This window comes from Nonomuraea sp. NPDC049655 (assembly GCF_044465465.1).
Taxonomy (GTDB): domain Bacteria; phylum Actinomycetota; class Actinomycetes; order Streptosporangiales; family Streptosporangiaceae; genus Nonomuraea.
Map to the genome: position 1 here is coordinate 74,220 of NZ_JBITLS010000016.1, position 14,486 is coordinate 88,705.

Annotated in this window: 19 protein-coding genes; 7 read left to right on the forward strand and 12 right to left on the reverse strand. The window is 72.0% G+C overall.

The annotated features are described in order from the left end of the window. The first annotated feature begins 68 nt into the window (after positions 1-68). The gene (locus ACIBQ6_RS41120; RefSeq protein WP_397218486.1) at positions 69-806 is read left to right on the forward strand and encodes a hypothetical protein; all 738 of its coding nucleotides are present in this window, start codon (positions 69-71) and stop codon (positions 804-806) included. Next, entirely contained in the window at positions 803-1,360 is a 558-nt protein-coding gene (locus ACIBQ6_RS41125; RefSeq protein ID WP_397218487.1) for a DUF6529 family protein, read from the forward strand. Before ACIBQ6_RS41120 ends, ACIBQ6_RS41125 begins: the two co-directional genes overlap by 4 nt. On the opposite strand, the gene ACIBQ6_RS41130 is transcribed toward ACIBQ6_RS41125, so the two are convergent. Genes ACIBQ6_RS41130 through ACIBQ6_RS41155 form a run of 6 tightly spaced genes read right to left on the reverse strand, consistent with a single transcriptional unit; the run spans position 1,350 to position 5,225 of the window. Further along, entirely contained in the window at positions 1,350-2,282 is a 933-nt protein-coding gene (locus ACIBQ6_RS41130; RefSeq protein WP_352352861.1) for a CoA ester lyase, read from the reverse strand. The genes ACIBQ6_RS41125 and ACIBQ6_RS41130 overlap by 11 nt on opposite strands. A gap of 60 nt (positions 2,283-2,342) precedes the next feature. Then, positions 2,343-2,939 carry a sulfite oxidase-like oxidoreductase gene (locus ACIBQ6_RS41135; RefSeq protein ID WP_358294377.1) on the reverse strand — a complete coding sequence of 199 codons (597 nt, stop codon included), beginning with the start codon at positions 2,937-2,939 and terminating at the stop codon, positions 2,343-2,345. A 2-nt stretch (positions 2,940-2,941) separates the two neighbouring features. After that, positions 2,942-3,211: a DUF6510 family protein gene (locus tag ACIBQ6_RS41140; RefSeq protein ID WP_352319227.1), complete on the reverse strand. Its 270-nt coding sequence runs from the start codon at positions 3,209-3,211 to the stop codon at positions 2,942-2,944. Between the two features lie 10 nt (positions 3,212-3,221). Then, complete coding sequence (locus ACIBQ6_RS41145) at positions 3,222-3,947, reverse strand: ferredoxin reductase (protein WP_358294378.1); 726 nt, start codon at positions 3,945-3,947, stop codon at positions 3,222-3,224. Beyond that, positions 3,917-4,528, reverse strand: a complete 612-nt coding sequence (locus ACIBQ6_RS41150) for a molybdopterin-dependent oxidoreductase (protein WP_352319223.1) — start codon at positions 4,526-4,528, stop codon at positions 3,917-3,919. The genes ACIBQ6_RS41145 and ACIBQ6_RS41150 overlap by 31 nt, the downstream gene beginning before the upstream one ends. Positions 4,529-4,583: 55 nt before the next feature. Further along, a complete protein-coding gene (locus tag ACIBQ6_RS41155) occupies positions 4,584-5,225 on the reverse strand; it encodes a hypothetical protein (protein ID WP_397218488.1) in 642 nt (213 codons plus the stop codon). Between the two features lie 51 nt (positions 5,226-5,276). Here ACIBQ6_RS41155 and ACIBQ6_RS41160 point away from each other — a divergent pair, with 51 nt between their 5' ends. Next, positions 5,277-5,645: a hypothetical protein gene (locus ACIBQ6_RS41160; RefSeq protein WP_397218489.1), complete on the forward strand. Its 369-nt coding sequence runs from the start codon at positions 5,277-5,279 to the stop codon at positions 5,643-5,645. A 69-nt stretch (positions 5,646-5,714) separates the two neighbouring features. Here ACIBQ6_RS41160 and ACIBQ6_RS41165 read toward each other — a convergent pair whose 3' ends face one another. Beyond that, positions 5,715-6,665, reverse strand: a complete 951-nt coding sequence (locus ACIBQ6_RS41165; RefSeq protein ID WP_397218490.1) for an EamA family transporter — start codon at positions 6,663-6,665, stop codon at positions 5,715-5,717. A gap of 99 nt (positions 6,666-6,764) precedes the next feature. On the opposite strand from ACIBQ6_RS41165, the gene ACIBQ6_RS41170 reads away from it, so the two are divergent. Both ACIBQ6_RS41170 and ACIBQ6_RS41175 read left to right on the forward strand, forming a co-directional pair. After that, entirely contained in the window at positions 6,765-7,973 is a 1,209-nt protein-coding gene (locus ACIBQ6_RS41170; protein ID WP_397218491.1) for a magnesium transporter MgtE N-terminal domain-containing protein, read from the forward strand. Next, positions 7,963-8,430 (forward strand): DUF1003 domain-containing protein, encoded by a 468-nt coding sequence (locus tag ACIBQ6_RS41175; protein WP_387677298.1) that lies wholly within the window; start codon positions 7,963-7,965, stop codon positions 8,428-8,430. The genes ACIBQ6_RS41170 and ACIBQ6_RS41175 overlap by 11 nt, the downstream gene beginning before the upstream one ends. On the opposite strand, the gene ACIBQ6_RS41180 is transcribed toward ACIBQ6_RS41175, so the two are convergent. Then, positions 8,414-8,875: a MarR family winged helix-turn-helix transcriptional regulator gene (locus ACIBQ6_RS41180; RefSeq protein ID WP_397218492.1), complete on the reverse strand. Its 462-nt coding sequence runs from the start codon at positions 8,873-8,875 to the stop codon at positions 8,414-8,416. The two genes, ACIBQ6_RS41175 and ACIBQ6_RS41180, sit on opposite strands and share 17 nt — an antisense overlap. A gap of 160 nt (positions 8,876-9,035) precedes the next feature. Between ACIBQ6_RS41180 and ACIBQ6_RS41185 the strand changes: the two genes are divergently transcribed. Further along, complete coding sequence (locus tag ACIBQ6_RS41185; RefSeq protein WP_397161184.1) at positions 9,036-10,175, forward strand: Mrp/NBP35 family ATP-binding protein; 1,140 nt, start codon at positions 9,036-9,038, stop codon at positions 10,173-10,175. A 67-nt stretch (positions 10,176-10,242) separates the two neighbouring features. Here ACIBQ6_RS41185 and ACIBQ6_RS41190 read toward each other — a convergent pair whose 3' ends face one another. From ACIBQ6_RS41190 to sigE, 4 genes are all read right to left on the reverse strand, one after another. Further along, a complete protein-coding gene (locus tag ACIBQ6_RS41190; RefSeq protein ID WP_397218493.1) occupies positions 10,243-10,608 on the reverse strand; it encodes a sec-independent translocase in 366 nt (121 codons plus the stop codon). Between the two features lie 87 nt (positions 10,609-10,695). Continuing rightward, positions 10,696-12,369 (reverse strand): trypsin-like peptidase domain-containing protein, encoded by a 1,674-nt coding sequence (locus ACIBQ6_RS41195; RefSeq protein WP_397218494.1) that lies wholly within the window; start codon positions 12,367-12,369, stop codon positions 10,696-10,698. Positions 12,370-12,525: 156 nt separating this feature from the next. Beyond that, entirely contained in the window at positions 12,526-13,050 is a 525-nt protein-coding gene (locus tag ACIBQ6_RS41200; RefSeq protein WP_352325383.1) for an anti-sigma factor, read from the reverse strand. Position 13,051: 1 nt separating this feature from the next. Then, positions 13,052-13,684 carry an RNA polymerase sigma factor SigE gene (sigE, locus tag ACIBQ6_RS41205; protein ID WP_352325382.1) on the reverse strand — a complete coding sequence of 211 codons (633 nt, stop codon included), beginning with the start codon at positions 13,682-13,684 and terminating at the stop codon, positions 13,052-13,054. 161 nt (positions 13,685-13,845) lie between these two features. On the opposite strand from sigE, the gene ACIBQ6_RS41210 reads away from it, so the two are divergent. Then, positions 13,846-14,484 carry an O-methyltransferase gene (locus ACIBQ6_RS41210; protein WP_352325381.1) on the forward strand — a complete coding sequence of 213 codons (639 nt, stop codon included), beginning with the start codon at positions 13,846-13,848 and terminating at the stop codon, positions 14,482-14,484. The last annotated feature ends 2 nt before the right edge of the window (positions 14,485-14,486 follow it).

Sequence of the window (14,486 nt, forward strand, 5' to 3'; positions counted from 1 at the left end):
GACCCACCCCTTTGGGCGGATGCTCGGAGTCGTACGGCATTTCGCCCTTCCGACTTTGGGAGCAGTCCATGTCAAGGCTGGGACCTTTCATCACCCTGGCGGCGGGCGCGGTCCTGGCCGCGGGGCTGGGCGTCGCCAGCGTCACCGCGGCACCGGCGGCCGACACCGCGCCCACCACCGACACGGCCGCGGCGGGATCCCCCACCGAGGCCGCCGCCACGCCGTCGCCGTCCGGGTCGCCGTCCGGGTCGCCGTCCGGGTCGCCGTCCGTGTCATCGTCCGCGTCGCCCGCGCCCACCGAGGCCGCGAAGATCCCCAAGGCCGACTACGGCGGGTACGTCAAGGGCAACGGCGGCCTGATAGCGATCTCCGTCCGCGACGGCAAGGCCGTCGGCTACTTCTGCGACGGCAGGTCGGAAGCCTGGTTCAAGGGCGGCGAGGCCGGCGGGAAGGCCGTGCTGAAGGGCCCGGGCACGGCCCGGCTGACCGCCACGCTCGGCGGCGGACGCGCCAGGGGCAGCCTGTCCGTCGGCGGCGGGAGGTGGACGTTCACCGCGCCCGCCGTGGTCCGGCCGTCCGGGCTGTACCGGGCGACCGCGCAGGTCAGAGGCGCGAAGCTGCGAGCGGGCTGGATCCGCGTCCCGCGCCCCGGCGGCGGCTACGACCAGGTCGGCGCCGCGTTCCTGGGCCAGGACCAGGTGGAGATCCCCCGGCTGGACGCCGGGCGGCCCACCACCCCCGTGACCGTCGCCGGCGCCACCGTCCTGCCGAAGGACGTGGACGGCTTCATCGAGGAGATGCAATGACCGCCATTCACCGGCCCTCGCACCGGCCGTCGCACCGCACGGCCGCCGTGCTCCTGCTCCCGCTGCTGGCCGGCGGCCTGGTGGCGCTGGGCCTCGGCGTGTACGGCCGGGCGCACACGCCCACGGGGTTCGCGATCGGCCCGGCCGGGTTCTCCGGCGCGCTGCCGATGAAGGCGTGGCTGACGACCGGGGCGTTCGCGCTGGCGATCGTCCAGGTGGTCTCGGCGCTGTCGATGTGGGGAAGGCTGGGGATCGAGCTGCCGGACGGCGTCCACCGCTGGTCGGGGCGGCTGGCCTTCCTCCTCACGATCCCCGTCGCCTTCCACTGCCTGTACGCCCTGGGCCTGCAGTTCGACGTGCCGCGCGTGCTGGCCCACTCGCTGCTCGGCTGCTTCTTCTACGGCGTGTTCACGGCGAAGATGCTGGCGCTGCCCAAGCGCGACGCGCCGGGCTGGACGTTGCCGCTGCTCGGCGGGCTGGCGTTCACGGCGCTGGTCGGGCTCTGGCTGACCTCGTCGTTGTGGTTCTTCACCGCGGTGGGCGTCAAGGTGTGAACGACTTCGTCCTCGCCAGACCGGCCGCCCTGCCCTTGGCGGCCACGACGAGCGCCATCTTGCGGGACGCCTCGTCGATCATCTCGTCGCCCAGCATGACCGCGCCGCGCCGCTCCACGGTGGTGTAGTGCTCGTACGCCTCCAGGATCAGCTCGGCGTGGTCGTAGTCGTCCTGGCTCGGCGAGAACACCTCGTTGGCCGCCTCCACCTGCAGGGGGTGCAGCACCCACTTGCCGTCGAACCCGAGCGCGGCGGCCCGGCGGGCGATCCGGCGGTAGCCCTCGACGTCCTTGATCTGGAGGTAGGGGCCGTCGATCACCTGGAGGTCGTGCATCCTGGCGGCCATCAGCAGGCGCATGAGGATGTAGTGGTAGGCGTCGCCCTCCTCGTAGCCGGGCGGCTGCTCGCCGACCACGAGGGTGCGCATGTTGATCGAGGCCATGAAGTCGGCCGGCCCGAACACCAGGGCCTCCAGCCTCCTGGACGACCCGGCGATGGCGTCGACGTTGACCAGCCCGCGGGCGTTCTCGATCTGGGCCTCGATGCCGATGCGGCCCACCTCGTAGCCCATCGACCGCTCGATCTGGGTCAGCAGGGTGTCGAGCCAGACGACCTCGGTCGGGTCCTGGACCTTGGGCAGGATCAGGCAGTCGAGGAACTCCCCGGCGCCCTCCACGACCTCGATCACGTCCCGGTACGTCCACATCGTGGTCAGGTCGTTGACCCTGACCGCGCGGGTCCTGCCGGTCCAGTCGCCCTCGCGCAGCGCGGTCACCACGTTCTTGCGGGCCTCGTCCTTGGCCAGCGGCGCGACGGAGTCCTCAAGGTCGAGGAAGACCTCGTCGGCGGGCAGGGTCTGGGCCTTCTCCAGGAAGCGGGGGTTGCTGCCCGGCACGGAGAGCACGGAACGACGTGAGCGCATGCGCCAACGCTAACGGCTGCGGGGCGGCCCGCGGCAGGCGTCCCCCGTCTATGGGCACGATCAGCTGTTCCAGTAGCGCTGCTCGCGCCACGGGTCGCCGTAGTTGTGGTACCCGGCCCGTTCCCAGAAGCCGGGCCGGTCACGGTCGAGCAGGCGCAGGCCCTTGACCCATTTGGCGGACTTCCAGAGGTACAGGTGCGGGACCAGCAGCCGGGCCGGGCCGCCGTGCTCGGCGGGCAGCGGGTCGCCGTCGAAGGTGTGGACGATCCACGCCCTGCCGCCGCGCAGGTCGGCGAGCGGCAGGTTGGTCGTGTAGCCGCCGTGGCAGTACGCCTCCGCGAACTCCGCCCGCGTGTCCACGTCGTCGAGCAGGACGTCGATCGACACGCCCTGCCAGTCGGTGTCGAACTTCGACCAGCCGGTGACGCAGTGGAGGTCGGTGTGCGGGGCGCTCTGGGGCAGGTCGAGCAGCTCGTCCCAGGTCCAGACGCGTTCCCGGCCGGCCTCGGTGACCAGGGTGAACGTCCAGCCGGCGGTGTCCACCCGGGGCGTCGGGCCCGCGGACAGGACGGGGAAGCCGGGCGTGAGGTACTGGCCGGGCGGCAGGCGGTCGTCGTGCCCGCCGCGTCCCTTGAAGCCCTTCGAGACGACGGCCACGGTCAGCCACCTCCCTGCACGGGCGTCTCCAGCAGGCCGAGGCCCGGCATCGCGGCCATCATCCGGCCCGGCGCCTCCACGAGGGTCATGAGCACGTTGTCGCAGTTCGGGCAGCGCAGCACGGTGCCGGGGGCGGGGCCGTACACGGTGGCCTCCCCCAGTGGGCCGTTCATGCCGCACTGCGCGCAGACGCCCTGGGCCGCCGTCATGTCCCGGCCGAAGAACTGGGCCAGCGGGCCTGCCGCGGCGTTGCCGTCCACGGGTTGTTGCATGGTGTCTCTCCTAGCCGTACCGCTCGGTGCGGATGTCGGTGGGCGGGTAGCCCAGGGCGGTGAGGATCGCGGCGACGTGCTCGACGAACGCGGTCGGGCCGCAGACGTAGGCCAGCGGCTCGTGGGCGGGCGGCCAGGCCAGCCGGACCAGTTGCGAGCGGTCCACCCGGCCCACGGGCTCGGGCCAGTCGGTGGGGGCCGAGCGGGTGTAGACGAAGGTCACCTCGGCGCCGGCGGCCTCCAGCTCGTCGCGGTAGATCACCTGGCCGGGGTCGCGCACGGAGTAGACCAGTCGTACCGGGGTGCCGTCGCCCAGCCGGGCGCGGTGGCGCAGCATCGAGCGCAGCGGCACCACGCCGGACCCGCCCGCGACCAGCAGCAGCGGCCGCCGCTCCGGCATGGGCTCCCACACGAAGTAGCCGCCGATCGGGCCGCGCACCTCCACCTGGTCGCCGGCCTCGGCCACCTCCACCAGGTACGGCGACACCTCGCCCCCCGCCACCCCGACCACGGTGATGGAGGGCCGCTCGCCGGGCGCGCCGGCCAGCGAGTACGCCCGGGTCGCCTGGTAGCCGTCGTCGGCCGTCAGCCGCACGTCCACGTGCTGACCGGCGCGGTGTCCCGGCCAGCCGGGCACGTCGAGCAGCAACGTACGCGTCTGGTCGGTCTCCGGGACGACCTCGGCGATCGTGGCCGGCTGCCAGGTCAGTCGTCGTAGTACCGCTGTTCCCGCCATGGGTCCCCGAAGTTGTGATAGCCGGACCGCTCCCAGAAGCCTGGGCGGTCCTCGTCCATGAGCCACAGCTCGTGGATCCACTTGGCGCTCTTCCACAGGTAGTGGGCGGGCACCAGCATCCGCACCGGGCCGCCGTGCTCGGGCGGGATCGGCGCGCCCTCGTAGGCGTAGACCAGCCACGCCTTGCCGTCCACGATCTCCTCGACCGGCAGGTTGGTGGCGTAGCCGCCGTAGCTGACGGCCAGGGCGTACCCGGCCGCCCGGTCGGCGCCGGTCAGCAGCCGGTCGAGGGACACGCCCGTCCAGGTGGTGTCGAGCTTGCTCCAGTGGGTGACGCAGTGGATGTCCACGGTGATCTGCTCGGCGGGCAGCGACAGCAGGTCCGTCCACGTCCAGGTGGGCTCGCCCGCGCCGCCTCTGACGGTGAACGACCAGCGCTCGGTCCGGATGTGCTGCGTCGCCCCCGCGGTGAGCACCGGGAAGCCCTCGGCCAGGTACTGCCCCGGCGGCACCCGCCCGGCCAGCTCCGGCCGCGGCCGCCGGAAGTGTTTTCCGGCGAAGCCGCGAGAGACGATCCCCATGAATGCGGTTCTCCCCGACAGAGCACCCGGCGGACACCAGAAAAGGGCAAAGTGTTCAGCCGGTGACTCCGTGGGCGCGCAGGCGGGCGATCAGGCCGTCGATGCCGCACGGCTGGTTCCAGCCGGTCGAGGAGAAGATCTCGTCCCTGCCGCCGACGGCCCGGCCGCCGGGGTCGTCGGTCACCTCGTGCAGGATCACGCCCTGCGGGGGCGTCGACCAGGCGACCGCACGTCCCTCGACGACCTTGCCGGTCGGTCTGGCGCGGTTCATGAACAGCAGCACCCGGGTGCCCGGGGGCGCCGCGCGGGCGAAGTCGGCCACGCTGTGGACCGGCGTGCCCGCGTCGTCCACCGCCGCCCCTTGGTAGAAGGCGACGTCCGCGACGTCCGCTGCGGCGCCCTTGAGCCGCTCGCCGACCTGGGTGCGCATGAGAACGTAATGCGTGCGGTCCCCCGGGATGCCCTCCTCGACCACGGGCCCGGCGACCCAGCCCGTCACCTGGCCGGTGACGACGGTCTCCACCTTCCCGGCGAGCGCCTCGGGCGTCGGGGACGCCGGGTAGTCGTACACGACCTGCCGCAGGACGCGCGTGTCCAGCGGGCCCGTACGGGCGGAGGCCCCGCACCCGGACGGCGGTTCCGGACCGGCGGCGCCGCAGCCCGCGACGAGGAGGAGCACGAGGATGAACGGCCGCATACCGATGAAACGCGCGCGGGCCCCGAGCGGTTCGGGGGTTACAGTCTGATCGTGAGCGACGACATCGCGGCCATCGAGGAGGGCGCCAAGAAGTCCGGCATCCTCTGGCTCGCCCTCGACCGCCCGCGCCTGGCCTGGCACGCCTGGCACGACGGCGCCATCTACCTCGTGACCGGCGGCGGCGAGCAGGACCTGCCGGGGCTCGGCGCGCTCGACCGGGTGCGCGTGACGCTGCGCAGCAAGGACAACGGCGCGCGGCTGGTGGAGTTCGACGCGGCGGTCTCGGTCGTCGACCAGGCCGGGGCGGCCGACGCCGTGGCGGTGCTGGCCAAGGAGCGGCTCAACGCCCCCGACAGCGAGCACCTGACCGAGCGCTGGGCCCGCGACTCGACCGTCCTGCGCCTCACACCGGAACGCTGACCCTCGGCCGTCCTGCGCCTCACACCGGAACGCTGACCCTCGGCCGCGCCCGGCCCGCGGCGGCCGGGCTCACACCTGGGCGGTGATCTCGGCCGGCCGGTCCGGGGCGGGGGCCGGTCCGCCGCCCGAGGTGGCGGTCTGGGCGAGCAGCGCGCCGCCGAGCACGATCAGCCCGCCGACGATCTGGAACACCCCCAGCGTCTCGCCGACCAGCGCCCACGCGACCACCGCGCCGCCGATGACCTCCAGCGAGGCGACCGTCGCCCCCACCGCCGCCGACAGCCGCCGCACCATGTTCATGCTGAGGATGTACGCCAGCGCGGTCGCCACCAGCACCAGCCACAGGTAGGCCCCCAGCACCGGCAGCGTCGTGCCGCCCTGCGGGGCGACGGAGACCGTGAAGGCCTCCCAGGGGATGTCCCAGGGCTGCGCGAAGGGGATGAGCACGACGGCCGAGCCGACCATGCCCCAGGCGACCAGGCCGAGCAGGTCGATGTCGGGGCCCAGGCTGTCGCCCATCAGGAAGTAGCCGGCGCAGCACGCCCCGGCCAGCAGGCCGAGGAGCAGGCCGAACGCGTCCAGGCGCATGCCCTGCCACGCCTCGACGACGATCGCCAGGCCGACGAACGCGATCACCGCGCCGACGTACGCGGCCCCGGCCAGGCGTACCTTGCGGACGAGCCTGACCCAGGCCACCACCATCACCGGCGCCATGAACTCCAGCAGCAGCGCGATCCCCACCGGCAGCCGGGTGATGGCGACGAAGTAGAGCGACTGCACGCCCGCCACGGCCATCACGGTGTAGAGCCCGAGGAACGGCAGCCGGGCCCGCGGGATGCGCAGGGCCCGCGGCTTGACCACCGCCAGCACCGCGACCAGCAGCAGCCCGGCGCCCGCCATCCGGGTCCAGACGGCCTCGACCGGCGCCAGCCCGGCGGTGATGAGGTACTTGGCCATCGGCCCGGAGAACGCGAAACAACACGACGACACGAATGCCAGTGCGAGCCCCGCCAGCCTCATGGTGTACCCCTAGTGCCCAGTAATCAGCGTTAAATGCGTTTGATACTGACATGCCAGGCAACCGGGGCGCAACGGCGTCTCACTGTTAGCCTGGCCCACGTGAAGATCTTCGTGGCCCGGCTGGCGGGGACCCCCGTCTTCGACCCCACGGGCGATCAGATCGGCCGGGTCCGCGACGTGGTCGTGGGCCTGCGCATCACCGGCAACCCCCAGGTGCACGGCATGGTCGTCGAGGTGCAGCCACGCCGCCGGGTGTTCCTTCCGATCACCCGCGTGCGCCGCATCGAGGCGGGCTCGGTCGTCTTCACCGGGCGGCTGAACATGCGCAGGTTCGAGCAGCGCGCCTCGGAGACCCTGGTCATCGGCGAGGTGCTCGACCTGTCCGTGCGCGTCGGCGACGAGCCCATGACCGTCTACGACGTGGCCATGGAGGAGACCCTGCCGTCCCGGTGGGAGATCACCAAGGTCGCGCTCTTCAAGGGCCGCCGGCGCGAGCCCAGGACGGTCGACTGGAGCGAGGTGTCCGGCTTCGACACCCTGCAGAAGGACCAGGGCGCGGCCGGGCTGATCGCCGCGTTCGAGTCGCTGCGCGCCGCCGACATGGCCAGCGCCCTGCACGAGCTGCCCAGCAAGCGGCGCATCGAGATCGCCCGCGAGCTCGCCGACGACCGCCTGGCCGACGTCCTGGAGGAGCTGCCGCCCGACGACCAGATCGGCATCCTCGGCACCCTCGAACCCGAACGGGCCGCCGACGTCCTGGAGGAGATGAGCCCCGACGACGCCGCCGACCTGCTGCACGACCTGCCCGAGGACCAGGCGGCCAGGCTGCTGGCGCTCATGGAGCCCGGCGAGGCGGCCCCGGTGCGGCGGCTGCTGACCTACGCCGACGACACCGCGGGCGGCGTGATGACCAGCGAGCCGGTCGTCCTGCCGCCCAACGCGACGGTGGCCGAGGCGCTGGCCCACATCCGCCAGCAGGACCTGCCGCCCGCCGTCGCCGCCCAGGTCTACGTGACCAGGCCGCCCACCGAGACGCCGACCGGCACGTACCTGGGGGTCTCGCACTTCCAGCGGCTGCTGCGCGAGCCGCCCTCGACGCTGCTCGGCCGCGTGCTCGACCCCTCGCTCGACCCGATCAGGCCCGACTTCACCCTGCGCCAGGTCCACGCGTTCCTGGCCAACTACAACCTGGTCGCCGCCCCGGTCGTGGACGAGCTGGGCAGGCTGGTCGGCGCGGTGACCGTCGACGACGTGCTCGACCACCTGCTTCCCGACGACTGGCGCGAGGGGGACCACCGTGACCACTGACCGGCTCGACCAGCCGCGGGCGCTGCGCCGATCGCTGCGCCCGCACTACGACCCCGAGGCGTTCGGCCGCCTCTCGGAGCGCATCGCCCGCTTCCTCGGCACGGCCCGCTTCATCGTCTACATGACGGTGTTCGTGGCGATCTGGGTGATCTGGAACATCGCCGCTCCCCCGGCGCTCAAGTGGGACCCGTACCCGTTCATCTTCCTCACGCTGATGTTGTCGCTCCAGGCCAGCTACGCCGCGCCCCTCATCCTGCTCGCCCAGAACCGCCAGGACGACCGCGACCGCATCCAGTACGAGCAGGACCGCGAGGCCGCCGACCGCAACCAGGCCGAGATCGAGTACCTCACCCGCGAGATCGCCGGCCTGCGCCTGGCACTCAACGAGGTCGCCACCCGCGACTACCTGCGCGCCGAGCTCGGCCGCCTGCTGGAGGAGCTCAACAAACGTCAGTGACGTCGAGCCTGGCCAGCAGCGCCCGCACCTCGCCGAGGTCGCCCGCGCCCAGCAGGTCGAGGAACTGGTTCTTGACCCCGCGCAGATAGGTCGGCGTGGCCTCGGCCAGCCGCGCGGCGCCCAGCTCGGTCAGCACCGCGAACAGCCCGCGGGCGTCGTCGGAGCACGCCTCGCGCCCGACCAGCCCGTGGCGCTGCAACCGGTCGATCAGCCTGGTCAGCCCGCTGCGCGAGAGCAGCACGCGGTCGGCCAGGTCGTTCATGCGCAGCCGCCGCCCCGGCGCCTCGGCGAGCTGCGCCAGCACCTCGTACGAGGCCAGCGGCAGATCGTGGGCCACCAGCAGCTCGGCCTCCAGGCGGCGGGCGATGCGCACCTGGGCCCGCTGCAACATCCGCCAGACCGCCAGTTCCTCGGCGGTGAGCCCCTCGTCGCGCAGCAGAGTCACGCAGTAACCTTAGACGTTGTTGCACAGACACCTAACAGCGCGGATTAACTGAGCGGCGCCCCTGGTTCATACCATGGAGGGGCATTTCTCACTGGCTTTCAGCGCCTGTCACACATAGACCGACTAAGGAGGGACGGCACTCCCTCGTGCCGAGACTTCGATGGCACCAACCCAGGAACAGGTGACGGCCGCCCTCGCCACCGTCATCGACCCCGAGATCCGTCGCCCGATCACGGACCTCGACATGGTCAAGAACATCGAGATCGCCCCCGACGGCGCGGTCCGGGTGGGCGTCTACCTCACCGTGTCAGGCTGTCCGATGAAGGACACCATCACCCGCGACGTGAAGACGGCGGTCGGCAAGGTCGGCGGCGTGACGGACGTCCAGATCGAGCTCGACGTCATGAGCGCCGAGCAGCGCAAGACCCTGCAGACCAAGCTGCGGGGCGACCGGGGCCCGGAGAAGGAGATCCCCTTCAACCAGCCCGGCTCGCTCACCCGCGTCTTCGCCGTCGCGAGCGGCAAGGGCGGCGTGGGCAAGTCGTCGGTCACCGTCAACCTGGCCGCCGCGATGGCGTCCAACGGCCTCAAGGTCGGCATCGTCGACGCCGACATCTACGGTCACAGCATTCCTCGCATGCTGGGCGCCGCCGAGCGTCCCACCAAGGTCGAGGACATGATCATGCCGCCGTCGGCGCACGACATCAAGGTGATCTCCGTCGGCATGTTCAAGCCCGAGGGCAACTCGCCGGTGGTGTGGCGCGGCCCGATGCTCGACCGGGCGCTCCACCAGTTCCTGGCCGACGTCTACTGGGGCGACCTCGACGTCCTGCTGCTCGACCTGCCGCCGGGCACCGGCGACATCGCCATCTCGGTGGCGCAGCGGCTCCCGTCGGCCGAGATCCTGGTCGTGACCACGCCCCAGCAGGCCGCCGCCGAGGTGGCCGAGCGGGCCGGCTCGATCGCCGCCCAGACCCACCAGCAGATCGCCGGCGTCATCGAGAACATGTCCTGGCTGCCCTGCCCCCACTGCGACGAGCGCGTGGCCGTGTTCGGCGAGGGCGGCGGCCAGACCGTCGCCGACGCCCTGACCCGCACGCTGGGCGCCCGCGTCCCGCTGCTCGGCCAGGTGCCGATCGACCTGCGCCTGCGCGAGGGCGGCGACGAGGGCAAGCCGCTGGTGCTGACCGACCCCGACTCGCCCGCGGCCGCGGAGCTGCGGAAGATCGCCGCCGGTCTGAGCAAGCGCTCCTCCAGCATCAAGGGCATGCAGCTCGGCCTCGCGCCCAACCGTTCCTGACCGCTCACGCGAAGACGGGCCCGCCCAGCGGAAGCTGGGCGGGCCCGTCGCGCGTCTGCAGGGTGTGTCAGGTGGCCTCGGAGTCGTAGGGGGGCAGCTCGCCATAGGCGAGCTCCGACGGCGGCTCAGCGGCGTCGTAGGACGCGACGGCGGCCGGCTCCAGATCTTTGGGGCGGCCGTTCCAGTCGTCCTCCAGCTCGTCGAGGAGGTGCTTGCGGACGAAGTTCTTCGGGTTGAGGTCGGCGGGGTCGAAGTTCTGGAACTCCGGCCCGAGGCCCGCCCGCAGGTCGTCGCGCGCGTTGTTGGCCATGCGCCGCAGGTTGCGCAGCATCTTGCCCGCCTGCGAGGCGGCCTGCGGCAACTTGTCAGGACCGAAGACCAGGAGCGCGATGACGATCAGCGCTCCGACCTCCATCCACCCGAGTCCGAACACCGTACGCTCCTACCCGCAGTCCACAATCCTCTCCACAGACTAAAGGCTCCAGCCCGTGGGTGAACCGTCCCCCATGGGTCATATCACTCAGGACGGGGTGGGAGCCGGCTGATCGTCGGCGACGACGGTGAGGGTGGCGGTGCGTTCCGCTCCGGCGCGCTGGTACTTGATGGTGATCTTGGCGCCCGGCGCCTTGCTGCGGATCAGGGCGATCAGCTCGTTGCCGTCCTGCAGCGCCAGCCCGTCGACCTCCAGGATGACGTCGCCCGCCTTCAGCCCGGCCTTGTCGGCGGGGCCGTTGGCGTCGACCGGCTGGCGGCCCTCGGCGGGCTCGGAGGCGATGCGCACGCCCTGGCCCTTGTAGTCCTTGTCCAGCACGATCCCGATCTTGGGACGCTTGGCCTTGCCCGTGGTGATCAGCTCCTCGGCCACCCGCCGCGTCTGGTTCACCGGGATCGCGAAGCCCAGGCCGATGCTGCCGCTCTGGCTGTTCACCGAGCGGCTGAGGGTGGCGATGGCCGAGTTCACCCCGACCACCTCGCCCCGGCCGTTGACCAGCGGGCCGCCGGAGTTGCCGGGGTTGATGGCGGCGTCGGTCTGGATGGCGCTGATGTAGGCGGGCTCCTCGGTGGCGGCGCCCGTCTCGTCGCCGGCGATGACCGGACGGTTGAGCGAGCTGACGATGCCCGTGGTGACCGTGCCGCTGAGGCCGAGCGGCGAGCCGATGGCGATCACCGGATCGCCCACCACGACCTGGTCGGAGTTGCCGAGGGTGATCTCCGGCGTGCCGAAGGTCTCCTCGGGCTTGACCACGGCCAGGTCGGAGCCCGGGTCGCGGCCGACGATGCGGCCCGCGGTGGTCTTGCGGTTGTTGAACATGATCTTGATCTCGCCGCCCTTGGCGGCCATGGCGACCACGTGGTTGTTGGTCACCACGTAGCCGTTCTTGATCAGGAATCCGGAGCCGGACGCGCCCTCGGTGTTGGTGCCGTTGCCGACCTCCAGCGAGACCACGCTGGGCAGGACCCGCGCGGCCACGCCGGCCACCGAGTCGGGCGCCCTGTTGGTCGCGCCCGTCGGGGCCGGGCCGAGGCTGTAGGACGGGTCGGTGCCGCTGCTGCCCGACCTGGTCAGCAGGTACGTGCCGAGGCTGCCGAGCACGGAGGCCACCAGCGCGATGGCCACGGCGATCGCGATCAGCGCGCCGGCGTTGAGTCCGCGCCTGGGCAGCGCGCCCGCGCCGGGCCCGCCCTGGGGCGGCGGCGCCCACCCCGGGCCCATGCCCAGGGCCTGCCGCGGCGGCGGCGGGTGGTTGCCGCCGTACGCGCCCATGAAGGGCGGCGGCTGCATCGGCCGCGGCCCGGTCTCCGCCGGCCCGAAGGACGGGGTCTCGTAGGCCCGCGTGCCGCCAGGGCTCTCGAACGGGCTCTCGAACCCTCGCGGCCCGGCGGGGCTCTCGAACGACGGGCCCTCGTACGCCCGCGTGCCCCCGTCCTGCGGCGGCACATCATCGGAACGGCCCGGCGGCTGGTACGGCGACGCCGGACTGTCGGAACGGCCCGGCGGCTCGTACGGTGACACGCCCGGGGTGTCGGGGCGGCCCGACGGGTCGCCCCAGGACGCGCCGAACGAGGCGGGCGGGTCGGACCGGCGGTCCGCCTGCTCGCCCGGCTCGTCGGCGGGCAGGAACTCCGGCCGCCCCTGTGGCTCGGGGAAGTCCGACGTCGTGCGTCCTTCGCCCGGGCGCGTCTCGTCGGTCATCTACGTCTCACCACTCCTTGCTCGGCCACCGCAATCTTTGCTCTGGCGGCATACGAGGGTCATAAAAGGCTTTGTTTGCGACAAATCCCGAACCCAGATCGTATGCCCCTGGCATCGTCGACTACGCCACCCGAGTATCCCAGGCGAGCCCCCGGTTCAAGGCGTGGCGGTGGGCGGCGCGCTGGTGGCCGGTGAGTGCTGGACCCGCCAGAGCTCGACCGGCGGCGGCGAGGTCTGGGGCCCTGTGCCCGAGACCGCGAAGAAGGTGCCGAGTGCGACGGCGGCGGACACCACGCCCACCGCGACGTAGGCCCCGCGTCGCCTACCGCCCCGCCCAGGGCCCGAGGCCCCAGCGGTGGCGTCCCGGCGCGGGCGGTTGTCCAGGGGCGCGATGCTGTGGGGCCCAGGGATGGGCACCCCCCCGAACGTACGGGTAGGAAAAGGGCGCTCCCTCGGCGGCAGCGGCCCGCCCGGCTCCGCCATGCGCAGCAGCGACATGGTCAGATCGGCCGGCATCGCCGGGCCGTCGAGCGAGCGCAGGCGCGACTTCAGCGCCCGCATCGACTCGACCTCCCGCCGGCAGTCAGCACAGAAGGTCAGGTGGGCGAGCGCGCGATCGCGCTCGGTGTGGTTCAGCTCTCCGTCGACGAGCGCCGAAACGCGTTCTCCTAGATGAGCCATATCAGACTTCCTCCCCACTGATCACGGTCGGGGGGAGTTGGGTAGTACGGGGGGCCCGATGGTCGAGCGCCTCCCGCAACTGCGCCCGGCCACGGTGAATACGGCTTCGGACCGTACCCAGCTTGACGCCGAGCGTGGCCGCGATCTCCTCGTAGGACAGGCCCTCGATGTCACACAGCACGATCGCGGCCCGGAACTCGGGGGCGAGCGCGTCGAGGGCGGCTTGGATATCGGGCTCCAGGTGGGCGTCGTCGAACGCCTGCGCCGGCGACGGCTCACGGCCGCGCAGCCGCTCGGCGGCGTCGTCGGCCAGCCCCTCGAACCGGATGCGCTGCTTGCGCCGCGCCATGTCGAGGAACAGGTTCGTCGTGATCCGGTGCAGCCAGCCCTCGAACGTGCCGGGGGTGTAGCTCGACAGCGACCTGAAGACCCTGACGAAGACCTCCTGCGTGAGGTCTTCGGCATCGTGGACATTGCCGGTAAGCCGGTACGCCAGCCGGTACACGCGTGCGGAGTGAGTCCGCACCACTTCCTCCCATGTGGGAGGCGTCCAATCAGACGACACGGGAGTATCCGCCTGGTGGTCGCTTTCGTCCACCAGCACTCCTCTCTCTGGGACCACCGCTACCGTCATAGTGCCTGGTTTCGTCCCTTCGTGCGCACTGCCTGCCTTCCGGACCGGCAAAGCCCGTTTAAACCTGCAACGCCTTCGGACCGTCCTGAGTTCCCGTCCAGGCGTGACTCCCCTAGGCTGCGATCGGTGACCAATCGCACGAAAGTGGGGGGAGGAGGCCGATGACCAGTCCGGTGGAGGCCACTCTGGCCTATGCGGAGCAGTTCCATCACGAGGATGAGATCCTGCACGCGGCGCGTCAGCGCGGGCTGGAGATGGGTGCGGTGCCCATCCTTCCCGGGGGCGGGGCGGCGCTCTGCTTCCTCGCCACCGTCGTCAACGCCAAGTCGGTCGTCGAGATCGGCACCGGCTGCGGCGTCTCGGGGTTGTGGCTGTTGCGCGGCATGCGCGGCGACGGCACGCTGACCAGCGTCGACGTCGAGCCCGAGCACCAGCGGCTGGCCCGGCAGGCGTTCGCGGAGGCGGGCTTCTCCGGCGGACGGGTGCGGCTGATCTCGGGCCGGGCGCTCGACGTGCTGCCCCGGCTCTCCGACGGCGGCTACGACATGGTCTTCGCCGACGGCGCCAAGCAGGAGTACGTCGACTACCTGGCCGAGGCGGTGCGCCTGCTGCGCGTCGGCGGCGTGGTGGCCTTCGACAACGCCCTGTGGCACGACCGGGTGGCCGACCCCACGCAGCGCGACCCCGACACGGTCTCGCTGCGCGAGCTGGGCAAGCTGGTGCAGGGGGACGACCGGCTGCGGTCGGTGCTCATGCCCCTGGGCGACGGCCTGCTGGCCGCCGTGAAGATCGCCGACTAGCC